This is a genomic window from Limimaricola soesokkakensis (genome assembly GCF_900172345.1).
Taxonomy (GTDB): domain Bacteria; phylum Pseudomonadota; class Alphaproteobacteria; order Rhodobacterales; family Rhodobacteraceae; genus Limimaricola; species Limimaricola soesokkakensis.
This window is the reverse complement of the sequence record NZ_FWFY01000009.1, coordinates 35,462-54,430: the sequence shown is the minus strand read 5'-3', so window position 1 is coordinate 54,430 and position 18,969 is coordinate 35,462. Positions and strand designations below refer to the sequence as shown.

At 66.9% G+C, this 18,969-nt stretch carries 20 protein-coding genes and 1 riboswitch; of the genes, 18 read left to right on the top strand and 2 right to left on the bottom strand.

Translation table 11 applies throughout. The features are described from left to right. Positions 1-31: 31 nt before the first annotated feature. Entirely contained in the window at positions 32-1,069 is a 1,038-nt protein-coding gene (locus LOS8367_RS13795) for a M42 family metallopeptidase (protein WP_085897108.1), read from the bottom strand. Between the two features lie 295 nt (positions 1,070-1,364). Here LOS8367_RS13795 and LOS8367_RS13790 point away from each other — a divergent pair, with 295 nt between their 5' ends. Then, positions 1,365-1,865, top strand: coding sequence for a type III secretion system chaperone family protein (locus LOS8367_RS13790; RefSeq protein WP_085897107.1), 501 nt, complete (start codon positions 1,365-1,367; stop codon positions 1,863-1,865). A gap of 13 nt (positions 1,866-1,878) precedes the next feature. On the opposite strand, the gene LOS8367_RS13785 is transcribed toward LOS8367_RS13790, so the two are convergent. Then, on the bottom strand, positions 1,879-2,751 hold the full coding sequence (locus LOS8367_RS13785; RefSeq protein WP_085897106.1) for a glycosyltransferase family protein: 873 nt from the start codon (positions 2,749-2,751) through the stop codon (positions 1,879-1,881). A 107-nt stretch (positions 2,752-2,858) separates the two neighbouring features. On the opposite strand from LOS8367_RS13785, the gene miaB reads away from it, so the two are divergent. From miaB to trpB, 17 genes are all read left to right on the top strand, one after another. Further along, positions 2,859-4,187 (top strand): tRNA (N6-isopentenyl adenosine(37)-C2)-methylthiotransferase MiaB, encoded by a 1,329-nt coding sequence (gene miaB / locus LOS8367_RS13780; protein ID WP_085897105.1) that lies wholly within the window; start codon positions 2,859-2,861, stop codon positions 4,185-4,187. A gap of 262 nt (positions 4,188-4,449) precedes the next feature. After that, positions 4,450-5,025, top strand: coding sequence for an OmpA family protein (locus tag LOS8367_RS13775; RefSeq protein WP_085897104.1), 576 nt, complete (start codon positions 4,450-4,452; stop codon positions 5,023-5,025). Positions 5,026-5,035: 10 nt separating this feature from the next. Beyond that, the gene (locus LOS8367_RS13770) at positions 5,036-5,335 is read left to right on the top strand and encodes a hypothetical protein (RefSeq protein ID WP_085897103.1); all 300 of its coding nucleotides are present in this window, start codon (positions 5,036-5,038) and stop codon (positions 5,333-5,335) included. Between the two features lie 204 nt (positions 5,336-5,539). Beyond that, positions 5,540-6,535, top strand: a complete 996-nt coding sequence (locus LOS8367_RS13765; RefSeq protein ID WP_370737705.1) for a PhoH family protein — start codon at positions 5,540-5,542, stop codon at positions 6,533-6,535. Further along, positions 6,522-7,088 carry an rRNA maturation RNase YbeY gene (ybeY, locus tag LOS8367_RS13760; RefSeq protein WP_085897102.1) on the top strand — a complete coding sequence of 189 codons (567 nt, stop codon included), beginning with the start codon at positions 6,522-6,524 and terminating at the stop codon, positions 7,086-7,088. The genes LOS8367_RS13765 and ybeY overlap by 14 nt, the downstream gene beginning before the upstream one ends. Then, the gene (locus LOS8367_RS13755) at positions 7,072-7,989 is read left to right on the top strand and encodes a CBS domain-containing protein (RefSeq protein WP_085897101.1); all 918 of its coding nucleotides are present in this window, start codon (positions 7,072-7,074) and stop codon (positions 7,987-7,989) included. Before ybeY ends, LOS8367_RS13755 begins: the two co-directional genes overlap by 17 nt. Before the next feature lie 82 nt (positions 7,990-8,071). Beyond that, positions 8,072-9,523, top strand: coding sequence for an apolipoprotein N-acyltransferase (gene lnt / locus LOS8367_RS13750; protein WP_242665598.1), 1,452 nt, complete (start codon positions 8,072-8,074; stop codon positions 9,521-9,523). A 10-nt stretch (positions 9,524-9,533) separates the two neighbouring features. Next, positions 9,534-9,582, top strand: a riboswitch (SAM-SAH riboswitch). Positions 9,583-9,589: 7 nt separating this feature from the next. Beyond that, positions 9,590-10,771 carry a methionine adenosyltransferase gene (gene metK, locus LOS8367_RS13745; RefSeq protein WP_085897207.1) on the top strand — a complete coding sequence of 394 codons (1,182 nt, stop codon included), beginning with the start codon at positions 9,590-9,592 and terminating at the stop codon, positions 10,769-10,771. A gap of 188 nt (positions 10,772-10,959) precedes the next feature. Further along, on the top strand, positions 10,960-11,664 hold the full coding sequence (gene trmB, locus LOS8367_RS13740; protein WP_085897099.1) for a tRNA (guanine(46)-N(7))-methyltransferase TrmB: 705 nt from the start codon (positions 10,960-10,962) through the stop codon (positions 11,662-11,664). Positions 11,665-11,772: 108 nt separating this feature from the next. Then, on the top strand, positions 11,773-13,119 hold the full coding sequence (gene aroA, locus LOS8367_RS13735) for a 3-phosphoshikimate 1-carboxyvinyltransferase (RefSeq protein WP_085897098.1): 1,347 nt from the start codon (positions 11,773-11,775) through the stop codon (positions 13,117-13,119). Beyond that, positions 13,116-13,727: a (d)CMP kinase gene (locus LOS8367_RS13730; protein WP_085897097.1), complete on the top strand. Its 612-nt coding sequence runs from the start codon at positions 13,116-13,118 to the stop codon at positions 13,725-13,727. The genes aroA and LOS8367_RS13730 overlap by 4 nt, the downstream gene beginning before the upstream one ends. Positions 13,728-14,020: 293 nt before the next feature. Further along, positions 14,021-15,700, top strand: coding sequence for a 30S ribosomal protein S1 (rpsA, locus tag LOS8367_RS13725; protein ID WP_085897096.1), 1,680 nt, complete (start codon positions 14,021-14,023; stop codon positions 15,698-15,700). Between the two features lie 210 nt (positions 15,701-15,910). Continuing rightward, the gene (ihfB, locus tag LOS8367_RS13720) at positions 15,911-16,192 is read left to right on the top strand and encodes an integration host factor subunit beta (RefSeq protein ID WP_085897095.1); all 282 of its coding nucleotides are present in this window, start codon (positions 15,911-15,913) and stop codon (positions 16,190-16,192) included. 9 nt (positions 16,193-16,201) lie between these two features. Continuing rightward, a complete protein-coding gene (locus LOS8367_RS13715; protein WP_085897094.1) occupies positions 16,202-16,567 on the top strand; it encodes a lipopolysaccharide assembly protein LapA domain-containing protein in 366 nt (121 codons plus the stop codon). A 2-nt stretch (positions 16,568-16,569) separates the two neighbouring features. Beyond that, a complete protein-coding gene (locus LOS8367_RS13710; protein WP_085897093.1) occupies positions 16,570-17,208 on the top strand; it encodes a phosphoribosylanthranilate isomerase in 639 nt (212 codons plus the stop codon). 45 nt (positions 17,209-17,253) lie between these two features. Beyond that, positions 17,254-17,586 (top strand): tryptophan synthase subunit beta, encoded by a 333-nt coding sequence (locus tag LOS8367_RS13705; RefSeq protein ID WP_085897092.1) that lies wholly within the window; start codon positions 17,254-17,256, stop codon positions 17,584-17,586. A 69-nt stretch (positions 17,587-17,655) separates the two neighbouring features. Next, positions 17,656-18,882: a tryptophan synthase subunit beta gene (gene trpB, locus LOS8367_RS13700; protein ID WP_085897091.1), complete on the top strand. Its 1,227-nt coding sequence runs from the start codon at positions 17,656-17,658 to the stop codon at positions 18,880-18,882. Positions 18,883-18,969 lie beyond the last annotated feature (87 nt).

Genomic DNA, 18,969 nt, shown 5'->3' with positions numbered 1-18,969 from the left:
CGGGCGGCCATGGCGACCGCCCGCCGCTGGATCAACCCTCGAAGCCTTCGAGATAGGCGCTCAGGATGTCGCGCGCGGCCTCGAGATCGGTGCGGTCGACCATCTCGGTCACTGTGTGGATGTAGCGGGTGCCGACCACGATGCCCACGGCGCGGGCGCCCGCCGCCGCCTGCTGCGCCGCCGCGCCGTCCTGGCCGCCGGCGGCCAGCATGGTGCGCTGCAACGGGATGCCCTTGTTCTGCGCCAGCTTCTCGATCTCGGCGACGAGGCCGCGATCGGCGATGAAGCTGCTGTCGCGCACATGCAGGCCGAAGCCCTTGCCCTGCACCGTTGTGCGGTCCTTGTCGGGCACGCCGGGCGTGTCGCAGGCCAGCGTCGTGTCGACACCAATGCCGATATCGGGACGCACCTTGTAGGCGGCGGTGCGGGCGCCGCGCAGTCCGACTTCCTCTTGGGTGGTGAAGACGACGTGGATCTCGGCGCCGCGACCCTTATCGGCCAGCTGGCGGATCGCCTCGATGCCGAGCCAGCAGGCGACGCGGTTGTCGAGCGCCTTGGAAACGAACTTCTCGCCCATTTCGAGGAACGGCTCGTCCATCACCACCATGTCGCCGATCTTCACCTTGTCGGCGGCGGCTTTGCCGAGGCCGGTGTCGATGTAGAACTCGCCCAGCTCGGGCACCTTCTTGCGGTCCTCGGCCGAAGAGATGTGCAGCGGCTTGCCGCCCGGGTTCATGACGCCCTTGATGTCGCCCTGATCGGTGCAGATCAGCACCCGGCGCGAGAAAAGGTTGCGCGGGTCGAAGCCGCCGACCGGCTGCAGCCACACGAAGCCCTTCTCGTCGACATGGCTGACGAGAAAGCCGATCTCGTCCATGTGACACAGCAGCATGATCTTCGGCGCGCCCTCGTTGGCCGCGTCGCGGCGGCAGATCAGGCTGCCCATCGGATCGGTCTCGACATGGTCGAACAGGCCTTCGATCTCGGCGGTGATCAGGTCGCGCACACGGTGTTCGTGGCCCGGTACGCCGGGCATCTCGCATAGGCGCTTCAAGAGGTCGGTGTTCATGGCAGTCTCCCGTTTTGCGGCGGAGGCTGACGCAGCCCGCGATCGGGTGCAACGCCCGTCGTGACGGCAGCGTGCCCCTGCGGAACCGCCAAGGGGCGATTCGGTTATCCACAAGAAATGTCGGGAGTGATTCTCGAATCGGTCGAATCGGGGAGATTATCCCCAAGAAACGACTTTACAGCGACTCGGTCGAGACTCACCATATACACTCGAAGCCAAGCGGGTGGAAGAACCCCTGCCGCCGGATCCGAGACGGGCCTCCGCGTGCCCGTCGCCGCAAAGAAAAGAGGCCGTCATGGCGCTGTCAGAGTCCTATCTCGACGACGAGATCCACCCGATCGACCTGGTCGAACAGGTTGCCGACCTGCACGAATGGGCGGTCGAAAGGGTGGCCGAGGATCAGATCGCGATGACGCTCAAGGGGCAGTGGCGCGATTACGCGGTGACGCTGGCTTGGCAGCCCGCCGACGAAACGCTGCGGTTGGCCTGCATGTTCGAGATGGAGCCGCCCGAGCCGCGGTTGCCGCAGATCTACGACCTCATCAACCGCATCAACGACCGTTGCTGGGCCGGTGGCTTCACTTGGTGGGGCGCGCAGGGAATGATGGCCTATCGCTATGGGCTGGTATTGTCCGGCGGCCAGATCGCGGGACCCGAGCAGGTCGACACGATGATCCACACGGCATTCAACGCCTGCGAACGCTTCTACCCGGCCTTCCAGCTCGTGTCCTGGGCGCATCGCGATCCGGCTGCTGCGATGCAGATCGCCATCGCCGAGGCCTACGGCCGGGCCTGATCGGAAGCCCCGTTCAGAACCACTGCCCGGGTTCGATCAGCCCCAGATCGAGAAGCTGCCGCGACCGCCAGGCAAAAGGCGTGGCGCCGGGCCAGTCTAATCCGTCGATCACCCCGCGCGTGGCGGGGTTGCGGCGCAGCGCCTTTGCGGTACGAAACGAGGCGGTCGCCGCCGTGGGCGAGCGGTGCCACGGGCTTTGCAACGTGTTGTATTCTGCTTGGTTGAGCCGGTGATCTGCGCCGAGCTTGAGGCCCGGCGCCGTGCGGAACAGCGCGATCCGCAGGACCTGCCGCCGGTCGGCGGGCACGTGCTCCTCGAGGCGCCAGCGCAATCCGCCATGGATATCGGGTTGCCGCTCCAGCAACCGGCCCTGCGCGTCGTAGCGATCGCGTGCGAAGTAGCCGATCCGGTCGAGATGCGCGGCCTCGCGTGTGACGCCGGTTGGGTGGGTCTCGAAATCGGTGGCGAATAGGTCGAGCGTGACGCAGGGCACGCTGTCGCGCCGCTCCTCGGCCACGAAGGCGCAAAGATCGGCCACCCCGCGATCCTCCGAGAACGGGAAGAACAGGTATTCGGCATTATAGCAGTAGAACAGCCACTGGCCCGGTGCCGCGGCGGCGATCACGGCATTGACGAAATCGGAGCAAGCGCCATCGCGGCGCGTCTCGCCGCGCACCCAGTCGAGGCGGGGATCCGAAAGATCGGGCCGCGGCAGATCATCGGGGACGATGGCCACGACCTGCGAGAACCCCAGATCGAGGTGGTGGCGCAGCGTGCTTTCGATCTCGATGCCGTCCTCGATCAGCACCAGCGCGACCGGCCCCGAGGGGCCCTGCCGCGCCTTGCGCAGCGCCGCCGCGAACTGCTCGATGCCGTCATGCTCCATTGCCGTCTCCCGCCGTTCGCCCACAGGGATGGCGGGGGCGGGGCGACATTGCAAGATGCCGGGCTTTGGCTTAGACCCGGCCCCTGATCTCGCAAAGGATGGCCGCGATGGACCAGGCGCCCAAGAAGCTCTTCATCAAGACCTATGGCTGTCAGATGAACGTTTATGACAGCGAGCGCATGGCCGAGGCGCTGGGCGGGTCGGGCTACGTCACCACCGAGACGGCAGACGAGGCCGACATGGTGCTGCTCAACACCTGTCATATCCGCGAGAAGGCCGCCGAGAAGGTCTATTCCGATCTCGGGCGGCTGCGTCCGCTCAAGGAGGCCAAGCCTAGCCTGAAGATCGGCGTCGCGGGCTGTGTCGCGCAGGCCGAAGGCGAGGAGATCCTGAACCGGATGCCGCTCGTCGATCTCGTGGTGGGTCCGCAGAGCTATCACCGCCTGCCGGAGATGGAAGCCCGGGTCGGGCAGGGCGGTCGTGCCGTCGACACGGATTTCCCCGAAGACGACAAGTTCGCGGTGCTGAAATCCCGACCCAAGGCCAAGCGCGGTCCGACCGCCTTTCTTACCGTGCAGGAGGGCTGCGACAAGTTCTGCGCGTTTTGCGTGGTGCCCTACACCCGCGGCGCCGAAGTCAGCCGCCCGGCTGATCGCATCGTCGCCGAGGCGCGCGGGCTGGTCGAGGCCGGGGTTCGCGAGATCACGCTGCTCGGCCAGAACGTCAACGCTTGGCATGGCGATCTGGGCGGTGCCGAGGGTGGTCTCGCGGCGCTGGTAGGCCAGCTCGCGGCGATCGACGGGCTGGAGCGGATCCGCTACACCACCTCGCATCCCAACGACATGGACGAGGCGCTGATCGCGGCGCATGGCAACGAGGCCAAGCTGATGCCCTATCTGCACCTGCCGGTCCAGTCGGGCTCGGACCGGATCCTCAAGGCGATGAATCGCAAGCACACGGCCGAGCAGTATCTGCGGCTGATCGAACGGATTCGCGCGGCACGGTCCGACATCCTGCTGACCTCGGATTTCATCGTCGGCTTTCCCGGCGAGACCGACGCCGATTTCGACGCGACGATGCAGCTCGTGCGCGAGGTCCGCTACGGTTCGGCTTACTCGTTCAAGTATTCGCCGCGTCCCGGCACCCCGGCCGCCGAGCGCAAGGTCCAGGTGGAGCCCGCGGTGATGGATGAGCGGCTGCAGCGGCTGCAGGGTTTGCTCGGCGAGCAGCAGCGAGCCGCGCAGCAGGCGATGGTCGGCCGCGAGACTACGGTGCTGTTCGAAAAGCCGGGGCGGCTGCCCGGGCAGATGGTTGGCAAGTCCGAGCATCTCTTTGCCGTGCATGTTGACGCGCCCGAGACGCGGCGCGGCGACATCGCCCGCGTTCACATCACCGCCTCGGGGCCGAACTCCTTGGCGGGCGAGCTCCTGGAATAGGCGCCGGGCGAATCAAGCCCTCTTCGTTGTGAATGCGGCGGAAGCAAGGCGCGTTCAGTGACTTGGCACGCCCCAAGGGTGAATGAGTTGCCTGTACCGTGACAATGCCGGGGGCGCTGGACCTACTGTTGCCGCAATTCTCGGCAATTTACTGCCGAGGCCTTCCCAAGTCCTCGATCCGCATTAACACTCCTGCAACAGACCGCCTCCCAGCTGCCAGAGGAGGGGTTCGTCGGTATGTGTTCGGGAAGGAAACAGTCAATTGGCCTCATTCATCAAAGCTAAGCTACGCGCCGCGGTCGGGGGGATCGTCGTGGCCGGGCTGGCGCTCGGAGTATTGAGCGTGCCGGCTGCGGCGCAAGATCCCCGGATCGTCGATGCCGAGCGTTACAGCCCGAACATCTGGATCGACCCGGATGGTTGCGAGCATTGGGCCATGGATGACGGGGCCGAGGGCTATATGGGGCCGCGACGCCGCCGCGATGGCAGCCCGGTCTGTCACCGTTCCGAGATCTGTGGCGTGGTGCCGACCGACACGCTCTTTGCCACTGACCGCTACGATATCTCGGCGGCGGGCCGCGAGCGGCTACGCCAGTTCTTCACCCAGGCCAACGCCTTCGGTTTCCTGATTTACGGTCATACCGACAGCCGCGCGAGCGATGAGTACAACATCACCCTGTCCGACAACCGCGCCCGCGCGGTCGCCAGCGTGGCCCAGGGGGTTGGTGCCCGCGTTGTTGACGTGCGCGGCTTCGGGGAGCGCAAGCCCAAGGTGTCGAACGCGACCGCCGCCGGCATGCAGACCAACCGCCGCGTCGAAATCTACTGCCTGCGCTGAGGAGCGAGACATGACCATTCTCAAGAGTTTCGCGATCCTCGGCCTGTTGGGTTCCGCAGCCGCCTGCACGCCAATCGGGCCGGACAAGACCGCCGATCGCGGCATCAACTCGCACGATCTGTCGACGATGGTCGCCGGGATCTGGGTCGATCCCGATGGCTGCGACCACTGGATCATCGATGACGGGTTCGAAGGCTACATGAGCGAGCGCCTGACCCCCGACGGGCTGCCGGTCTGTTCCGGCGTGGCGCAGCCCGGCGTCGCGGTGGGCCCGTTCAAGGATGGCTCGCCGATCCCCGACCCCCTCTGACGAAGAAGGCGCTCGAACGCCCGGAAAACGGGCGCCGGAGCGGGGCCGTGCCGGAAGGCGCGGCCTTTTTCGTGCGAATGACCGGAAACGTGATCCGGGCTTGCGCGTTTTCTTTCAGGCTCCCATGTGATGCGCTTGCGCGGCCAGCCGCGAATTGCGACCATCGGGTTGCCGCTCGGCACCATCCGGCATGAGGAGTCCTGCTTGTCCATCGCCACCCCGACCGAGACCGTACTCGAGTTTCCGAACAATTTCCTGCTGATAGATCTTTGCGGTGAGCATGATCGCCACATCGCGGCGATCGAGGAGCGGCTGGGTGTGCAGATCCTGCGGCGCGGCAACCGCCTGTCGGTGATCGGCGAGGACGAGGCGGGTGCCGATGCGGCGCGCGTGCTTCGCGCTCTTTATGCCCGGCTCGAGGCCGGGCGCGCCGTAGAGCCCGGCGATGTGGACCGCGAATTGCGCATGGGCAGCCTCGAGCCCGCCGGCAGCGGCGAAGCCGACCAGATCGACCTGTTCAAGGCCGATCCCACCGCCGAGCGCATCGAGATCAAGACCCGCCGCAAGCTCGTCGAGCCGCGCACAGAGGCGCAGAAGGCCTATGTGCGTTCGCTGTTCGACAACGAGCTGTGCTTTGGCATCGGTCCCGCCGGCACCGGCAAGACTTATCTGGCGGTCGCAGTGGGCGTGTCGATGTTCCTGCAGGGTCATGTCGACAAGATCATCCTGTCGCGGCCGGCGGTCGAGGCGGGTGAGAAGCTTGGCTACCTGCCCGGCGACATGAAGGAGAAGGTCGATCCCTACATGCAGCCGCTCTACGACGCGCTGAATGATTTCCTGCCCGGCAAGCAGGCCTCCAAGATGATGGAGGAAAAGGTGATCGAGATCGCGCCGCTGGCCTTCATGCGCGGTCGCACGCTGTCCCGCGCCTTCGTGGTGCTGGACGAGGCGCAGAACGCCACGACGATGCAGATGAAGATGTTCCTGACCCGTCTGGGCGAGGGCTCGCGCATGGTGGTCACCGGTGACCGCAGTCAGGTCGACCTGCCGCGGGGCGTGACCTCGGGTCTGCATGACGCCGAGCGGCTGCTCAAGGGCATCCCGAAGATCAGCTTCAACTACTTTACCTCGAAGGACGTGGTGCGCCACCCGCTGGTCGCCGCGATCATCGATGCCTACGAAGCCGATGGCGCAGCGTAAACCGGCCCGGCCGCCATTGGTCGACTGCCTGATCGAAGATCATCGCTGGGAGGCTGCTGGGCTCGAAGCGCTGGCCGAGGCCGCCTGTGCGGCGGCGCTGCGCGGCGTCGGGCTCGACCCGGCAGGCTTCGAAATCAGCCTTCTGGGATGCTCCGACGCGCGGATCGCCGATCTCAACGCCGATTTCCGGGGAAAGCCAAAGCCGACCAACGTGCTGAGCTGGCCCTCCGAAGAGCGCGGCGCGGACCGGCCCGGCGCACGGCCTGCGTCGCCGCGGCGCGATTCGATGGGACCGACCGAGTTGGGCGATGTCGCCATTGCCTGGGAGACCTGTACCCGCGAAGCCGAGGCCGGGGGGCGGACAACCGCCGATCACGTGACGCATCTGTTGGTGCACGGGACCCTGCACCTGCTGGGCTATGACCATGAAACCGACGCCGATGCGGCGCTGATGGAAGGTCTCGAGACGGAGATACTTGGCAAGATGGGGGTGGCAGACCCATATGCCGCAACAGAGGCAGCACCGGAAGGAGACGATGGGCGACGCGTTTGACACGGCCGAAGCGGGACAGACCCGCGACGGCGACGGAGATGGTCCCGAGGGGCCAAGTAGCGTCACCGCCGAGAATGGCGGAGGGCGCGGTTTCTTCAGCCGCATCATCGGGGTGCTCAATCCCCCCGAGACGGACCTGCCGCCGATAGAGGCGCCGCGCAGTTTCGCGCAGGTGCTGCCGGTTCCGGGGATGCTCAATCTGCGCCGGATGCGGGTCGAGGATGTGATGGTGCCCAAGGCGGACATCACGGCGGTGCCCGTCACCATTCCGATGGAAGAGCTGGTCGAGGTGTTCCGCGAAAGCGGTCTCACCCGAATTCCGGTTTTCGACGGCACGCTCGATACGCCGATCGGGCTGGTGAATCTCAAGGACTTCGCGCTCAAGTTCTGCTTCGTGGCGGAGCGGCCCGATTTCAGCCTGCGCGATATGCTGCGCTCGCTGCTCTACGTGCCGCCCTCGATGCCGCTGGGCGTGCTGCTGCAGAAGATGCAGACCGAGCGGATCCACATGGCGCTGGTGATCGACGAGTATGGTGGCACGGACGGGCTCGTCACCATCGAGGATCTGATCGAAACCGTGGTCGGCGAGATCGAGGACGAGCACGACGTCGACGAGGCCCAGAGTTTCCTGCGCGAGAAGCCCGGGGTCTGGCTGGCGCTTGCGCGCACGCCGCTCGAAACCTTCGAACGGGCGATCGGCATGGATCTCACCGATCACGAAGAGATCGATGAGGAGGAGATCGATAGCCTCGGCGGCCTTGTGTCGATGCTGGCGGGTCACGTGCCCGCGCGCGGCGAGGTGATCGAGCACCCGGCCGGCATCGAGTTCGAGGTGATCGATGCTGATCCGCGCCGCATCAAGCGGCTCCGCATTCGCCTCCCCGAGAGCCGGGACGCCTGAGCGGATGAGTGCCGCCAGCTTGCGGTCCGGGGCCCGCCCCGCCGTGCGACGCATGGCGGCGCGGCCTTGGCCGCGGGCTGCAATGGCCGGTTTCGCGGGCGTGGCGGGGGCGCTGGGCCTCGCGCCGTGGGGGGCGTGGTGGCTGACGCTGCCGGCGATCCTCCTCCTTCTGGTGCTGCGCCGCCATGACGCGACGCGCGGCGGCGCCTTTCTGACCGGTTGGGCCTTCGCCGCGGGCTGGTTCGGGCTTGGTCTGTCCTGGATCGTCGAGCCCTTCTTCGTGGATGCCGCACGTGATGGCTGGATGGCGCCCTTCGCGGTGGTGCTGCTCTGTGGCGGGTTGGCGCTGTTCTGGGGAGCGGTCTTCGCACTCGCGCATCGCCGAAGCGCGGCCCTGCTGGTGGCACTCTGGGTCGCGGCGGAGATGGCGCGCGGCGTGGTCTTCACCGGCTTTCCCTGGGCAATGCCGGGACATGTCTTCATCGGCACGCCGGTGGCGCAACTCGCGGCGTTGGGCGGCGCGCCGCTTCTGACACTGATTACGCTGGGTCTGCCGGCGGTGGCGCTGTCCATCGGTCGCAGCCTCTGGCTTGCGGTGCCGGCGCTGGCCTGCGCCGGGGCATGGGTCATGCTCGATCCCGGCCCGGCGCCAGCCCCGTCCCCCGATGCCCCTCTAGTGAGGCTGGTGCAGCCCAACGCGGTGCAGTCGCTGAAATGGGACCCGGACTGGGCGCCTGTGTTTCACGACCGGTTAATGTCCCTCACGGCAGAAGGCCCCGTGCCCGACCTCGTCGTCTGGCCGGAAACGGCGCTGCCATGGCTTCTGGATCAGTCGGAGGCCGCCTTGGCCGAGGGTGTGGCGGCGGCGCGCGGAGCGCCACTGGCGCTGGGCATCCAGCGGCGCGAGGCCGCGCGCTACTACAATTCCGCCATCGTCGTGGACGGGAAAGGACGGATCGCGTCGCTTTACGACAAGACGCATCTCGTACCGTTCGGCGAATACATCCCCTTTGGCGAAGCGGCCGCGCGCTTCGGCATCCATGGTCTCGCGGCGAGCGAGGGCGGCGGTTACACGCCCGGCCCCGGGCTGCACCCGGTCGCGGTGCCGGGGATTGGTCTGGCGCTGCCGCTGATCTGCTACGAGGGGATCTTCGCGCGAGAGATCAACGCGGCTGCGGCGATCGGCGCGCTGCGGCCTCGGCTGATGCTCCTGATGACCAATGACGCCTGGTTCGGCACCCTGTCGGGGCCCTATCAGCACTTCGCACAGGCCCGGCTGCGCGCGATCGAGCAGCGCATGCCGATGGCGCGGGTCGCCAATACCGGCGTGTCGGGCATGATCGATGCCCAAGGCCGGGTGACGGCGCAGATCGGGCTGGACGAGACCGGGGCGCTGGATGCGGCGCTGCCGCCGCGCGGTGCCGCGCCTGCCTATGCGCGATGGGGCGATGGGCCGATGATCTCGGCGCTGCTGCTTCTGGGATTGGCTGCTATGCGCCGAAACCTGCTTGACCGGGGGCGGGTCGGGGCGTAGCGGAGGCGGATTCCCGGCACAACGGCTTCCTGGCGTGCCGGGCGAATTTCAATGGAGCGCCTCTTCATGTCCCGCCAGAACTACATCTTCACCTCCGAATCGGTGTCCGAAGGCCATCCCGACAAGGTCTGCGACCGGATCTCCGATGCGGTGCTCGACGCGCTGCTGGCCGAGGAGCCGGAGGCGCGCGTCGCCTGCGAGACCTTCGCCACCACCAATCGCGTCATCGTCGGCGGGGAGATCGGCCTGCGGGATCGGGGCCGTCTCGAGACGGTGCTCGGCGGGGTTGAGGGCATCGTGCGCGACTGCATCCGCGACATCGGTTACGAGCAGGACGCCTTCCACCACCGCGATGTCGAGGTAACCAACCTGCTGCACGCGCAATCGGCGCATATCGCCCAAGGTGTCGACGCCGCCGAGGGCAAGGAAGAGGGCGCGGGCGACCAAGGCATCATGTTCGGCTATGCATGCCGCGAGACGCCCGAATTGATGCCGGCGCCGATCCACTACGCACATCGCGTGCTCAAGCGGCTGGCCGAGGCGCGCAAATCCGGCGCCGAGCCGACGCTGCGCCCCGATGCCAAGAGCCAGATCTCGCTGCGCTACGAGAACGGCATGCCGGTCGGCGTCACCTCGATCGTGCTGTCGACCCAGCATTCCGACGAGGGCCAGACCAGCGCCGACATTCGCGAGATCGTCGAGCCCTATATCCGTGAGGTGCTACCGCAGGGCTGGATCACGCCCGAGACCGAATGGTGGGTGAACCCCACCGGCCGCTTCGTGATCGGCGGACCTGACGGCGATGCGGGGCTCACCGGTCGCAAGATCATCGTCGACACCTATGGCGGTGCCGCGCCGCATGGGGGCGGCGCCTTTTCGGGTAAGGATCCGACCAAGGTCGACCGCTCGGCCGCCTATGCCGCGCGCTACCTCGCCAAGAACGTGGTCGCCGCGGGACTCGCCGAGCGCTGCACGATCCAGCTCTCCTACGCGATCGGCGTCGCCCGGCCGCTGTCGATCTATGCCGACACCCATGGCACGGGCGAGGTCGCCAACGCGGCGATCGAGCGCGCCGTGGCGCAGGCGATGGACCTGACGCCGCGTGGCATCCGTACCCATCTCGGGCTGAACCGTCCGATCTATGCCCGCACTGCCGCCTATGGCCATTTCGGCCGCGCCCCCGAAGCGGATGGCGGGTTCTCCTGGGAACGCACCGATCTGGCCGAGGCGCTCAAGCGCGGGCTGTAAGGGCGGCGCTCCGCCCTGTTACGGGGCGCCTCGGAATGGGCGCTCCATTTGCGTAATTTGAGAAAGATGAACCATGAGGCGCGCTCGGCCCGGTTCATTTTCCCATAAATACGCATGGCGACCGGCCGGGGCGCCCTGCGCCGACAGGGATGTTGCGCGCTGGCGCGACCCGCGCTAACCCGCGCGCCATGACAAAAGGCTCGCACCCCACCGGCGCCCCTTGGCGCAACTTCTATGGCCGGATTCACGGCAAAACCCTGCGCCCGACGCAGAAGGACCATCTTGAGCACGATCTCGACGCGCTCTCGCCCGGCCCGGTGGGCTGGGACGTGAACCCAGAACGCGAAAAGCTCGATCTCATGGGACGGTTTGGCGACAAGCCGGTCTGGCTCGAGGTCGGCTTCGGCGGCGGCGAGCATCTCGTGCATATGGCGAAATCCTACCCCGAGGTCGCGATCATCGGCGCCGAGCCCTTCATCAACGGCGTGGCGATGCTGCTGGGCAAGATCCGCGACGCCGAGGTGGACAACATCGCCGTGCATCCGGGCGATGTGCGCGACCTGTTCGACGTGCTGCCCGACGGCAGCGTCGAGAAGGCCTTCCTGAACTATCCCGATCCCTGGCCCAAGGCACGGCACCACCGTCGGCGCTTCGTGACGCAGGAGCATCTTGAGCCGCTGTTCCGGGTGCTGTCGCCGGGAGCGGAGTTTCGCGTGGCGACCGACATTCCCGACTATGTGCGCCAGACGCTCGAGGAGGTGCCCGTCGCGGGGTTCGAACGCGTCGATCATCCCGACGATCAGGCCTGGAGCGACTGGCCCTCGACTCGCTACGAGCAAAAGGCCCTGCGCGAGGGACGGCGACCGCACTACCTGACCTTCCGCCGGCCGTGAAGCCGCAGCCGGGCGTATTGCGTATTTGAGGAACAAAGTGGCCATGGGCGTGGACCATGCCCCGGCGTCGGTCTAGGAACGCAGGCGATCAACTCACGAGGTGCCCCGATGTCCGGCCATGGCGATCCGATCCCGATGATGTCCCAGCGCGGACCCGCCCTCACGGGCGAGGCACATGTCCCCGGCGACAAGTCGATCAGCCACCGCAGCCTGATCCTCGGCGCGCTTTCGGTGGGCGAAACGGTGATCGAGGGGCTGCTTGAAGGGCAGGACGTGCTCGACACGGCGAAGGCGATGCGCGCCTTCGGCGCCGAGGTCACCGATCACGGCGAGGGCCGCTGGTCGGTCCATGGTGTCGGTGTCGGCGGCTTTGCCGAGCCCGCGGGCGTGATCGATTGCGGCAATTCGGGCACCGGCGTACGGCTGATCATGGGGGCTATGGCCACCACGCCGATCACCGTGACCTTCACCGGTGACGCCTCGCTCTGCACACGTCCGATGGGTCGCGTCACCGATCCGCTGGCGCTGTTCGGTGCGAAGGCCGAAGGGCGCGAAGGCGGGCGGTTGCCGATGACGATCACCGGCGTGCGCGATCCGATGCCGGTGCGCTATACCGTGCCGGTGCCCTCGGCACAGGTGAAATCGGCGGTGCTTCTGGCGGGTCTCAACGCGCCCGGCAAGACAGTGGTGATCGAAAAGGAGGCCACCCGCGACCATACCGAGCGGATGCTTGTGGGGTTCGGTGCCGAGATCACGGTCGAGGAGACCGAGGATGGCCGGGTGATCACGCTCACCGGCCAGCCGGAGTTGAAGCCGCAGCATATCGTGGTGCCGCGCGATCCCAGCTCCGCGGCCTTTCCGGTTTGCGCTGCCCTGATCGCCGAAGGCTCGGATGTGCTGGTGCCCAATATCGGGCTGAACCCGACCCGCGCCGGGCTGTTCGAGACGCTGCGCGAGATGGGGGCCGACCTGACCTACGAGAACCCCCGCGAGGAGGGCGGCGAGCCGGTGGCCGATCTGCGCGCGCGTTTCTCTCCGGACATGAAGGGCATCGAGGTGCCGCCCGCGCGCGCTGCGAGCATGATCGACGAATATCCGGTGCTCTCGGTCGTCGCGGCCTTTGCCGAAGGCCCGACCGTGATGCGTGGCGTGCGCGAGTTGCGCGTCAAGGAGAGCGACCGGATCGACGCCATGGCGCAGGGGCTGCGCGCCGCGGGTGTCGAGGTCGAGGAGGGCGAGGACTGGTGGATCGTGCATGGGCTCGGCCATGGCAAAGTACCCGGCGGCGCCACCGTCGAGAGCCGGCTCGATCACCGCATCGCCATGTCGTTCCTGGTCATGGGACTGGCCACGAACGCGCCGATGCGGGTCGATGACGGCGGACCGATCGCGACCTCCTTTCCGGTGTTCGAGCCGTTGATGACAGGGCTCGGCGCGGATGTGAGGCGGGCATGATCTTCACGGTAGCTATCGACGGCCCGGCCGCAGCCGGCAAGGGCACGGTGGGGCGCGCCGTCGCGGCGCATTTCGGCTTCGCGCATCTCGACACCGGGCTCCTGTATCGCGCCGTGGGCGCGCTGGTGCTCAAGGGCGCCGACCCGATCGCCGCGGCGCGCGGGCTGGTGCCCGAGGCGCTGGAGCAGCCGGGGCTGCGCAGCCCCGAGGTCGCGCAGGCGGCTAGCGAGGTCGCGGCGATCGGCGATGTGCGTGCGGCGCTGCTCGACTTCCAGCGTGGCTTTGCCCGGCGCGAGGGCGGCGCGGTGCTCGACGGGCGCGACATCGGCACGGTGATTTGTCCCGAGGCCGAGGTGAAGCTCTTCGTCACCGCCAGCGCCGAGGCTCGGGCCGGTCGCCGGCTGGCGGAACTGGTCGAGGCCGGGCATGCGGCGAGCTTCGACGGCGTCCTCGCCGACGTGAAAGCGCGCGACGCGCGAGATTCGGAGCGCGCCATGGCGCCGCTGCGCCCGGCGGATGATGCGCATCTGCTCGATACCTCGGAGCTAGACGCGGCACAGGCCGTCGCAGCCGCCATCGCGAGGGTCTCCGCCGCCCTCGGCCAATAGCGGGAGCGGCATGGCCGCGCCCCGCGGTTGGGAGCCTTGGCCCGGGCGACCCGGCAGGGCGGCGGCACGCATCGACGCAAGAGGGTGTGACCCTGCCGCTTGATCCGAAGGCCGGTTCGCTCTATAGACGCGAGCGTTGAGGGGCGGTGCGTATTGCGCGCGAGCAGGACGAGACAGGGTCGGAATTTCCGGCCCCGGTCGCGTTGGACGCCCTTTCGGCAAGCCGAAATTCAAAGACCGGCGGAGACAACCGCCTGGCCCGTATAGCGACTTACAAAGGAAAAACTGACCGCATGTGCGCTAAAGCATCCATGGAGGAATTCGAAGCCCTCCTGAACGAAAGCTTCGAAATCGACACGCCGTCCGAAGGCAGCGTCGTCAAAGGCCGCGTTCTCGCCATCGAGGCGGGCCAGGCCATCATCGATGTCGGCTACAAGATGGAAGGCCGCATCGATCTCAAGGAATTCGCCAACCCCGGCGAGCAGGCCGATCTCAAGCCCGGCGACGAGGTCGAAGTGTTCCTCCGCCAGGTTGAGAACGCCCGCGGCGAAGCCGTCATCTCGCGCGAGATGGCCCGCCGTGAAGAGGCGTGGGACCGTCTCGAAAAGGCCTATGCCGACGAGGAGCGCGTCGAGGGCGCCATTTTCGGCCGCGTCAAGGGTGGCTTCACCGTCGATCTCGGCGGCGCCGTGGCCTTCCTGCCCGGCTCGCAGGTCGATGTGCGCCCCGTGCGCGATGCCGGCCCGCTCATGGGTCTCAAGCAGCCGTTCCAGATCCTCAAGATGGACCGCCGCCGTGGCAACATCGTGGTGTCGCGTCGCGCGATCCTCGAAGAGAGCCGCGCCGAGCAGCGCGCCGAGGTCATCGCCAACCTGCACGAAGGCCAGACGGTCGACGGCGTGGTCAAGAACATCACCGAATACGGTGCGTTCGTTGATCTCGGCGGCGTCGACGGCCTGCTGCACGTCACCGACATGGCGTGGCGCCGCGTGAACCACCCGTCGGAGATCCTGTCGATCGGCGAGACCGTCAAGGTCCAGGTCATCAAGATCAACAAGGAAACCCACCGCATCAGCCTCGGCATGAAGCAGCTGCAGGACGATCCGTGGGATTCGGTGGAAGCCAAGTTCCCGATCGAGAGCGTCCACACCGGCCGCGTGACCAACATCACCGACTACGGCGCCTTCGTGGAGCTGGAGCCGGGTGTCGAGGGTCTGGTCCACGTCTCCGAGATGAGCTGGACCAAGAAGAACGTGCACCCCGGCAAGATCGTCTCCACCTCGCAGGAAGTGGAAGTGATGGTGCTCGAGATCGACAGCGCCAAGCGCCGCGTCTCGCTCGGCCTGAAGCAAACCCAGCGCAACCCGTGGGAAGTCTTCGCCGAGACCCACCCCGAGGGCACCGAGGTCGAGGGCGAGGTGAAGAACATCACCGAGTTCGGCCTGTTCGTGGGTCTCCCCGGCGACATCGACGGCATGGTTCACCTGTCGGACCTGACCTGGGAAGGTCGTGGCGAGGACGTGATCGGTGACTTCCGCAAGGGCGACGTCGTGAAGGCCAAGGTCACCGAGGTCGACATCGAGAAGGAGCGCATCTCGCTCTCGATCAAGGCGATGGACGGCGACCCGTTCGCGGATGCCATCGGCGGCGTGAAGCGTGGCTCGATCATCACCGTCGAGGTGACCAAGATCGAGGATGGCGGCATCGAGGTGACCTATGAGGGCATGAAGTCCTTCATCCGTCGCTCGGACCTGTCGCGCGATCGCGCCGAGCAGCGCCCCGAGCGTTTCGGCGTCGGCGACAAGATCGACGTGCGCGTGACCAACGTCGACAGCAAGACCCGCAAGCTGGGCCTGTCGATCAAGGCGCGCGAGATCGCCGAGGAGAAAGAAGCGGTCGAGCAGTACGGCTCCTCCGATTCGGGCGCCTCGCTGGGCGACATCCTCGGCGCCGCCCTCAAGGGCGACCGCTAAGCCCGACCGGGGCCTCTAGAGGCCCCGGACAGCTCTCCGGCCCCGTCGCCCCACTCGGGCGGCGGGGTCTTTTCGTGAACGGAGCTTCAAAAGCGTACCCTTGATTTACCAGACTATTTATCGGAACCCGGAGAGGGCCTATAGTCTTGAGGTCACAGCCTCGTGACGTCCGGCACCTGCAGGGCGAAGCAGGCAGGGGGAGGCCCGCTTATGATTCGATCCGAACTGATCCAGAAGATCGCGGACGAGAATCCGCATCTCTACCAACGCGACGTTGAAAAAATCGTGAACACCATATTCGACCGGATCACCCAAGCAATGGCCGAGGGCAACCGCGTCGAACTGCGCGGTTTCGGGGCTTTTTCGGTCAAGAAGCGCGACCAGCGGCTGGGCCGCAACCCTCGCACCGGCGAGGCGGTCGAGGTCGAGGAAAAACACGTCCCCTTCTTCAAGACCGGCAAGCTGTTGCGCGACCGGCTAAACGGGAAATAGAACCACCACATGAGAGCTCTCCGCACCGCCTTCTGGGGCATCGTCGCCATCTGTCTCGTCATCCTCGGCCTCGCCAATCGCGGCATGGTCACGCTGCGGGTGCTGCCCGAGGGGCTGAGCGGGCTGTTCGGCGTCTCGCCTGACATCGATATGCCGCTCTATGCCGTGATCCTGATCGGCGTGGCGCTCGGCCTGATGATCGGTTTCCTGTGGGAATGGCTGCGAGAGCACCGGCACCGCGCCGAGGCCCGCAAGCGCGCCCGCGAGGTGAACCGGCTCGAGCGCGAGGTCGACAGGCTGCGCCACGAGAAGCACGAGGGCCAGGACGAGGTGCTCGCGCTGGTCGATCGCCCGGCGACACCCGCCCGCGCTTGATCATGCCCGTCTCCGTCAAGATCTGCGGCCTGTCCGACAGAGCCGGGCTCGACGCTGCCGTGGCGGCGGGCGCGCGCTATGTGGGTTTCGTCTTCTTTGCGAAGTCACCGCGCGCCGTGACCGTCGAACAGGCCGCCGAATTGGCCGTCGAGGTGCCGCCGGGCATCGCCAAGGTGGCGCTGGTGGTCGATGCCGATGATGCCGTACTCGACGAGATCGTGGCCCGAGTGCCGCTCGACATGTTGCAGCTGCATGGCCGCGAGACTCCAGAGCGCGTGACCGAGATTCGTGCCCGTCACGGGCTGCCGGTAATGAAGGCGGTCGGGGTGGCCTCCGAGGCGGATCTGCCCGCGCTTGATGCCTATGCCGCGGTGGCCGACCAGCTTCTCGTCGATGCCAAGGCCCCGAAGGACGCGCCCCTGCCGGGCGGCAACGGGCTGGCCTTCGACTGGCGGCTGATCGCCGGGCGGCGCTGGCCGGTGCCGTGGATGCTGGCCGGCGGGCTGACGCCTGACAACCTCGCCGAGGCCGTGGCCCGGACCGGGGCGCGCCAGCTCGACGTCTCCTCCGGGGTGGAGAGTGCGCCGGGCGTCAAGGACGCGGCCCGGATCCGCGCCTTTCTCGACGCCGCACGCGGTTGAGCGCAACAGATTGCGCTGCCCCCTCGGCTGCCCTACATGCCGTCCATGAGCAAATCCGTCGATCACGAGCGTGAGAAGGCCCGGCTGCGCCGGCAGATGCGGGCCATGACCGGCGGATCGCCCCGCCTGCATGGGCTGACCGAGCGATTGATGGCGGATCGCGCGCGCTGGATCCGCATCCCGGCGGGGCTGTTCCTGATTCTCGGCGGTCTCGCGGCGATCCTGCCGCTCTTCGGCCTGTGGATGCTGCCGATCGGGCTGGCGCTTCTGGCTGTGGACCTGCCGATGCTGCGACCGGGCGTCAACACCGCGCTGATCCGCGGTCGTCGCTGGAGCGAGGGCATGCTGCGGCGCTGGCGCGACCGGGGCGACGAATGACCGCCTTGGCCCTTTACCGTCAGGCATGGCAGGGGTAGTTCGGGAGCCGAACGCGAGGAGGCCCAGCGCATGGCGGACGATCTCATCAACAGCTTCATGGCCGGGCCCGACGAGGGCGGCCGCTTCGGACAGTTCGGCGGGCGCTTCGTCTCCGAGACGCTGATGCCGCTGATCCTGTCGCTCGAGGCGGAATACGAGAAGGCTAAGACCGACCCGAGCTTCTGGGCCGAGATGGACGATCTGTGGACCCATTACGTCGGACGTCCCTCGCCGCTCTATTATGCTGAGCGGCTGAGCGAGCATTTGGGCGGCGCCAAGATCTACCTCAAGCGCGACGAGCTGAACCATACCGGCGCGCACAAGATCAACAACGTGCTGGGCCAGATCATCCTTGCCCGCCGCATGGGCAAGACCCGGATCATCGCCGAAACCGGCGCCGGCCAGCACGGCGTGGCGACCGCGACCGTTTGCGCCAAGTTCGGCCTGAAATGCGTGGTCTACATGGGCGCGCATGACGTCGAGCGTCAGGCGCCGAACGTGTTCCGGATGCGGCTGCTGGGCGCCGAGGTAGTGCCCGTTACCTCCGGGCGCGGCACCCTCAAAGACGCGATGAACGACGCGCTGCGCGACTGGGTCACCAATGTGCGCGACACCTTCTACTGCATCGGCACGGTGGCGGGGCCGCATCCCTATCCGGCGATGGTGCGCGATTTCCAGTCGATCATCGGCAAGGAAGTCCGCGAACAGATGCAGGCCGCCGAGGGGCGTCTGCCCGACACGCTGATTGCCGCCATCGGCGGCGGCTCGAACGCGATGGGTCTGTTCTTCCCGTTCCTCGACGATCGCGAGGTCAACATCATCGGCGTCGAGGCCGGCGGCAAGGGCGTGTCCGATAAGATGGAGCACTGTGCTTCGCTGATCGGTGGCCGTCCGGGCGTGCTGCACGGCAACAAGACCTATCTGCTGCAGGATGATGACGGGCAGATCCTCGAGGGTCACTCGATCTCGGCCGGGCTCGACTATCCCGGGATCGGACCCGAACATGCATGGCTGCACGAGATCGGCCGCGCCAAATACGTCGCGATCACCGACATAGAGGCGCTCGAGGCGTTCAAGCTCTCCTGCGCGCTCGAAGGCATCATCCCGGCCTTAGAGCCGAGCCACGCACTGGCCCACGTGATGAAGATCGCGCCCGAGCTGCCCCGGGACCACCTTCTGGTGATGAACATGTGTGGTCGCGGCGACAAGGACATCTTCACCGTTGCGAAGCACTTGGGCGTTGATATCGCGACCTGATCGGCCTCTCTTCACGTTTATGTGATCATTCGTCGTCGAACGGAGTCGTCTGACGACACGTTGGGCGGCGAACTCACAATTCGAGAG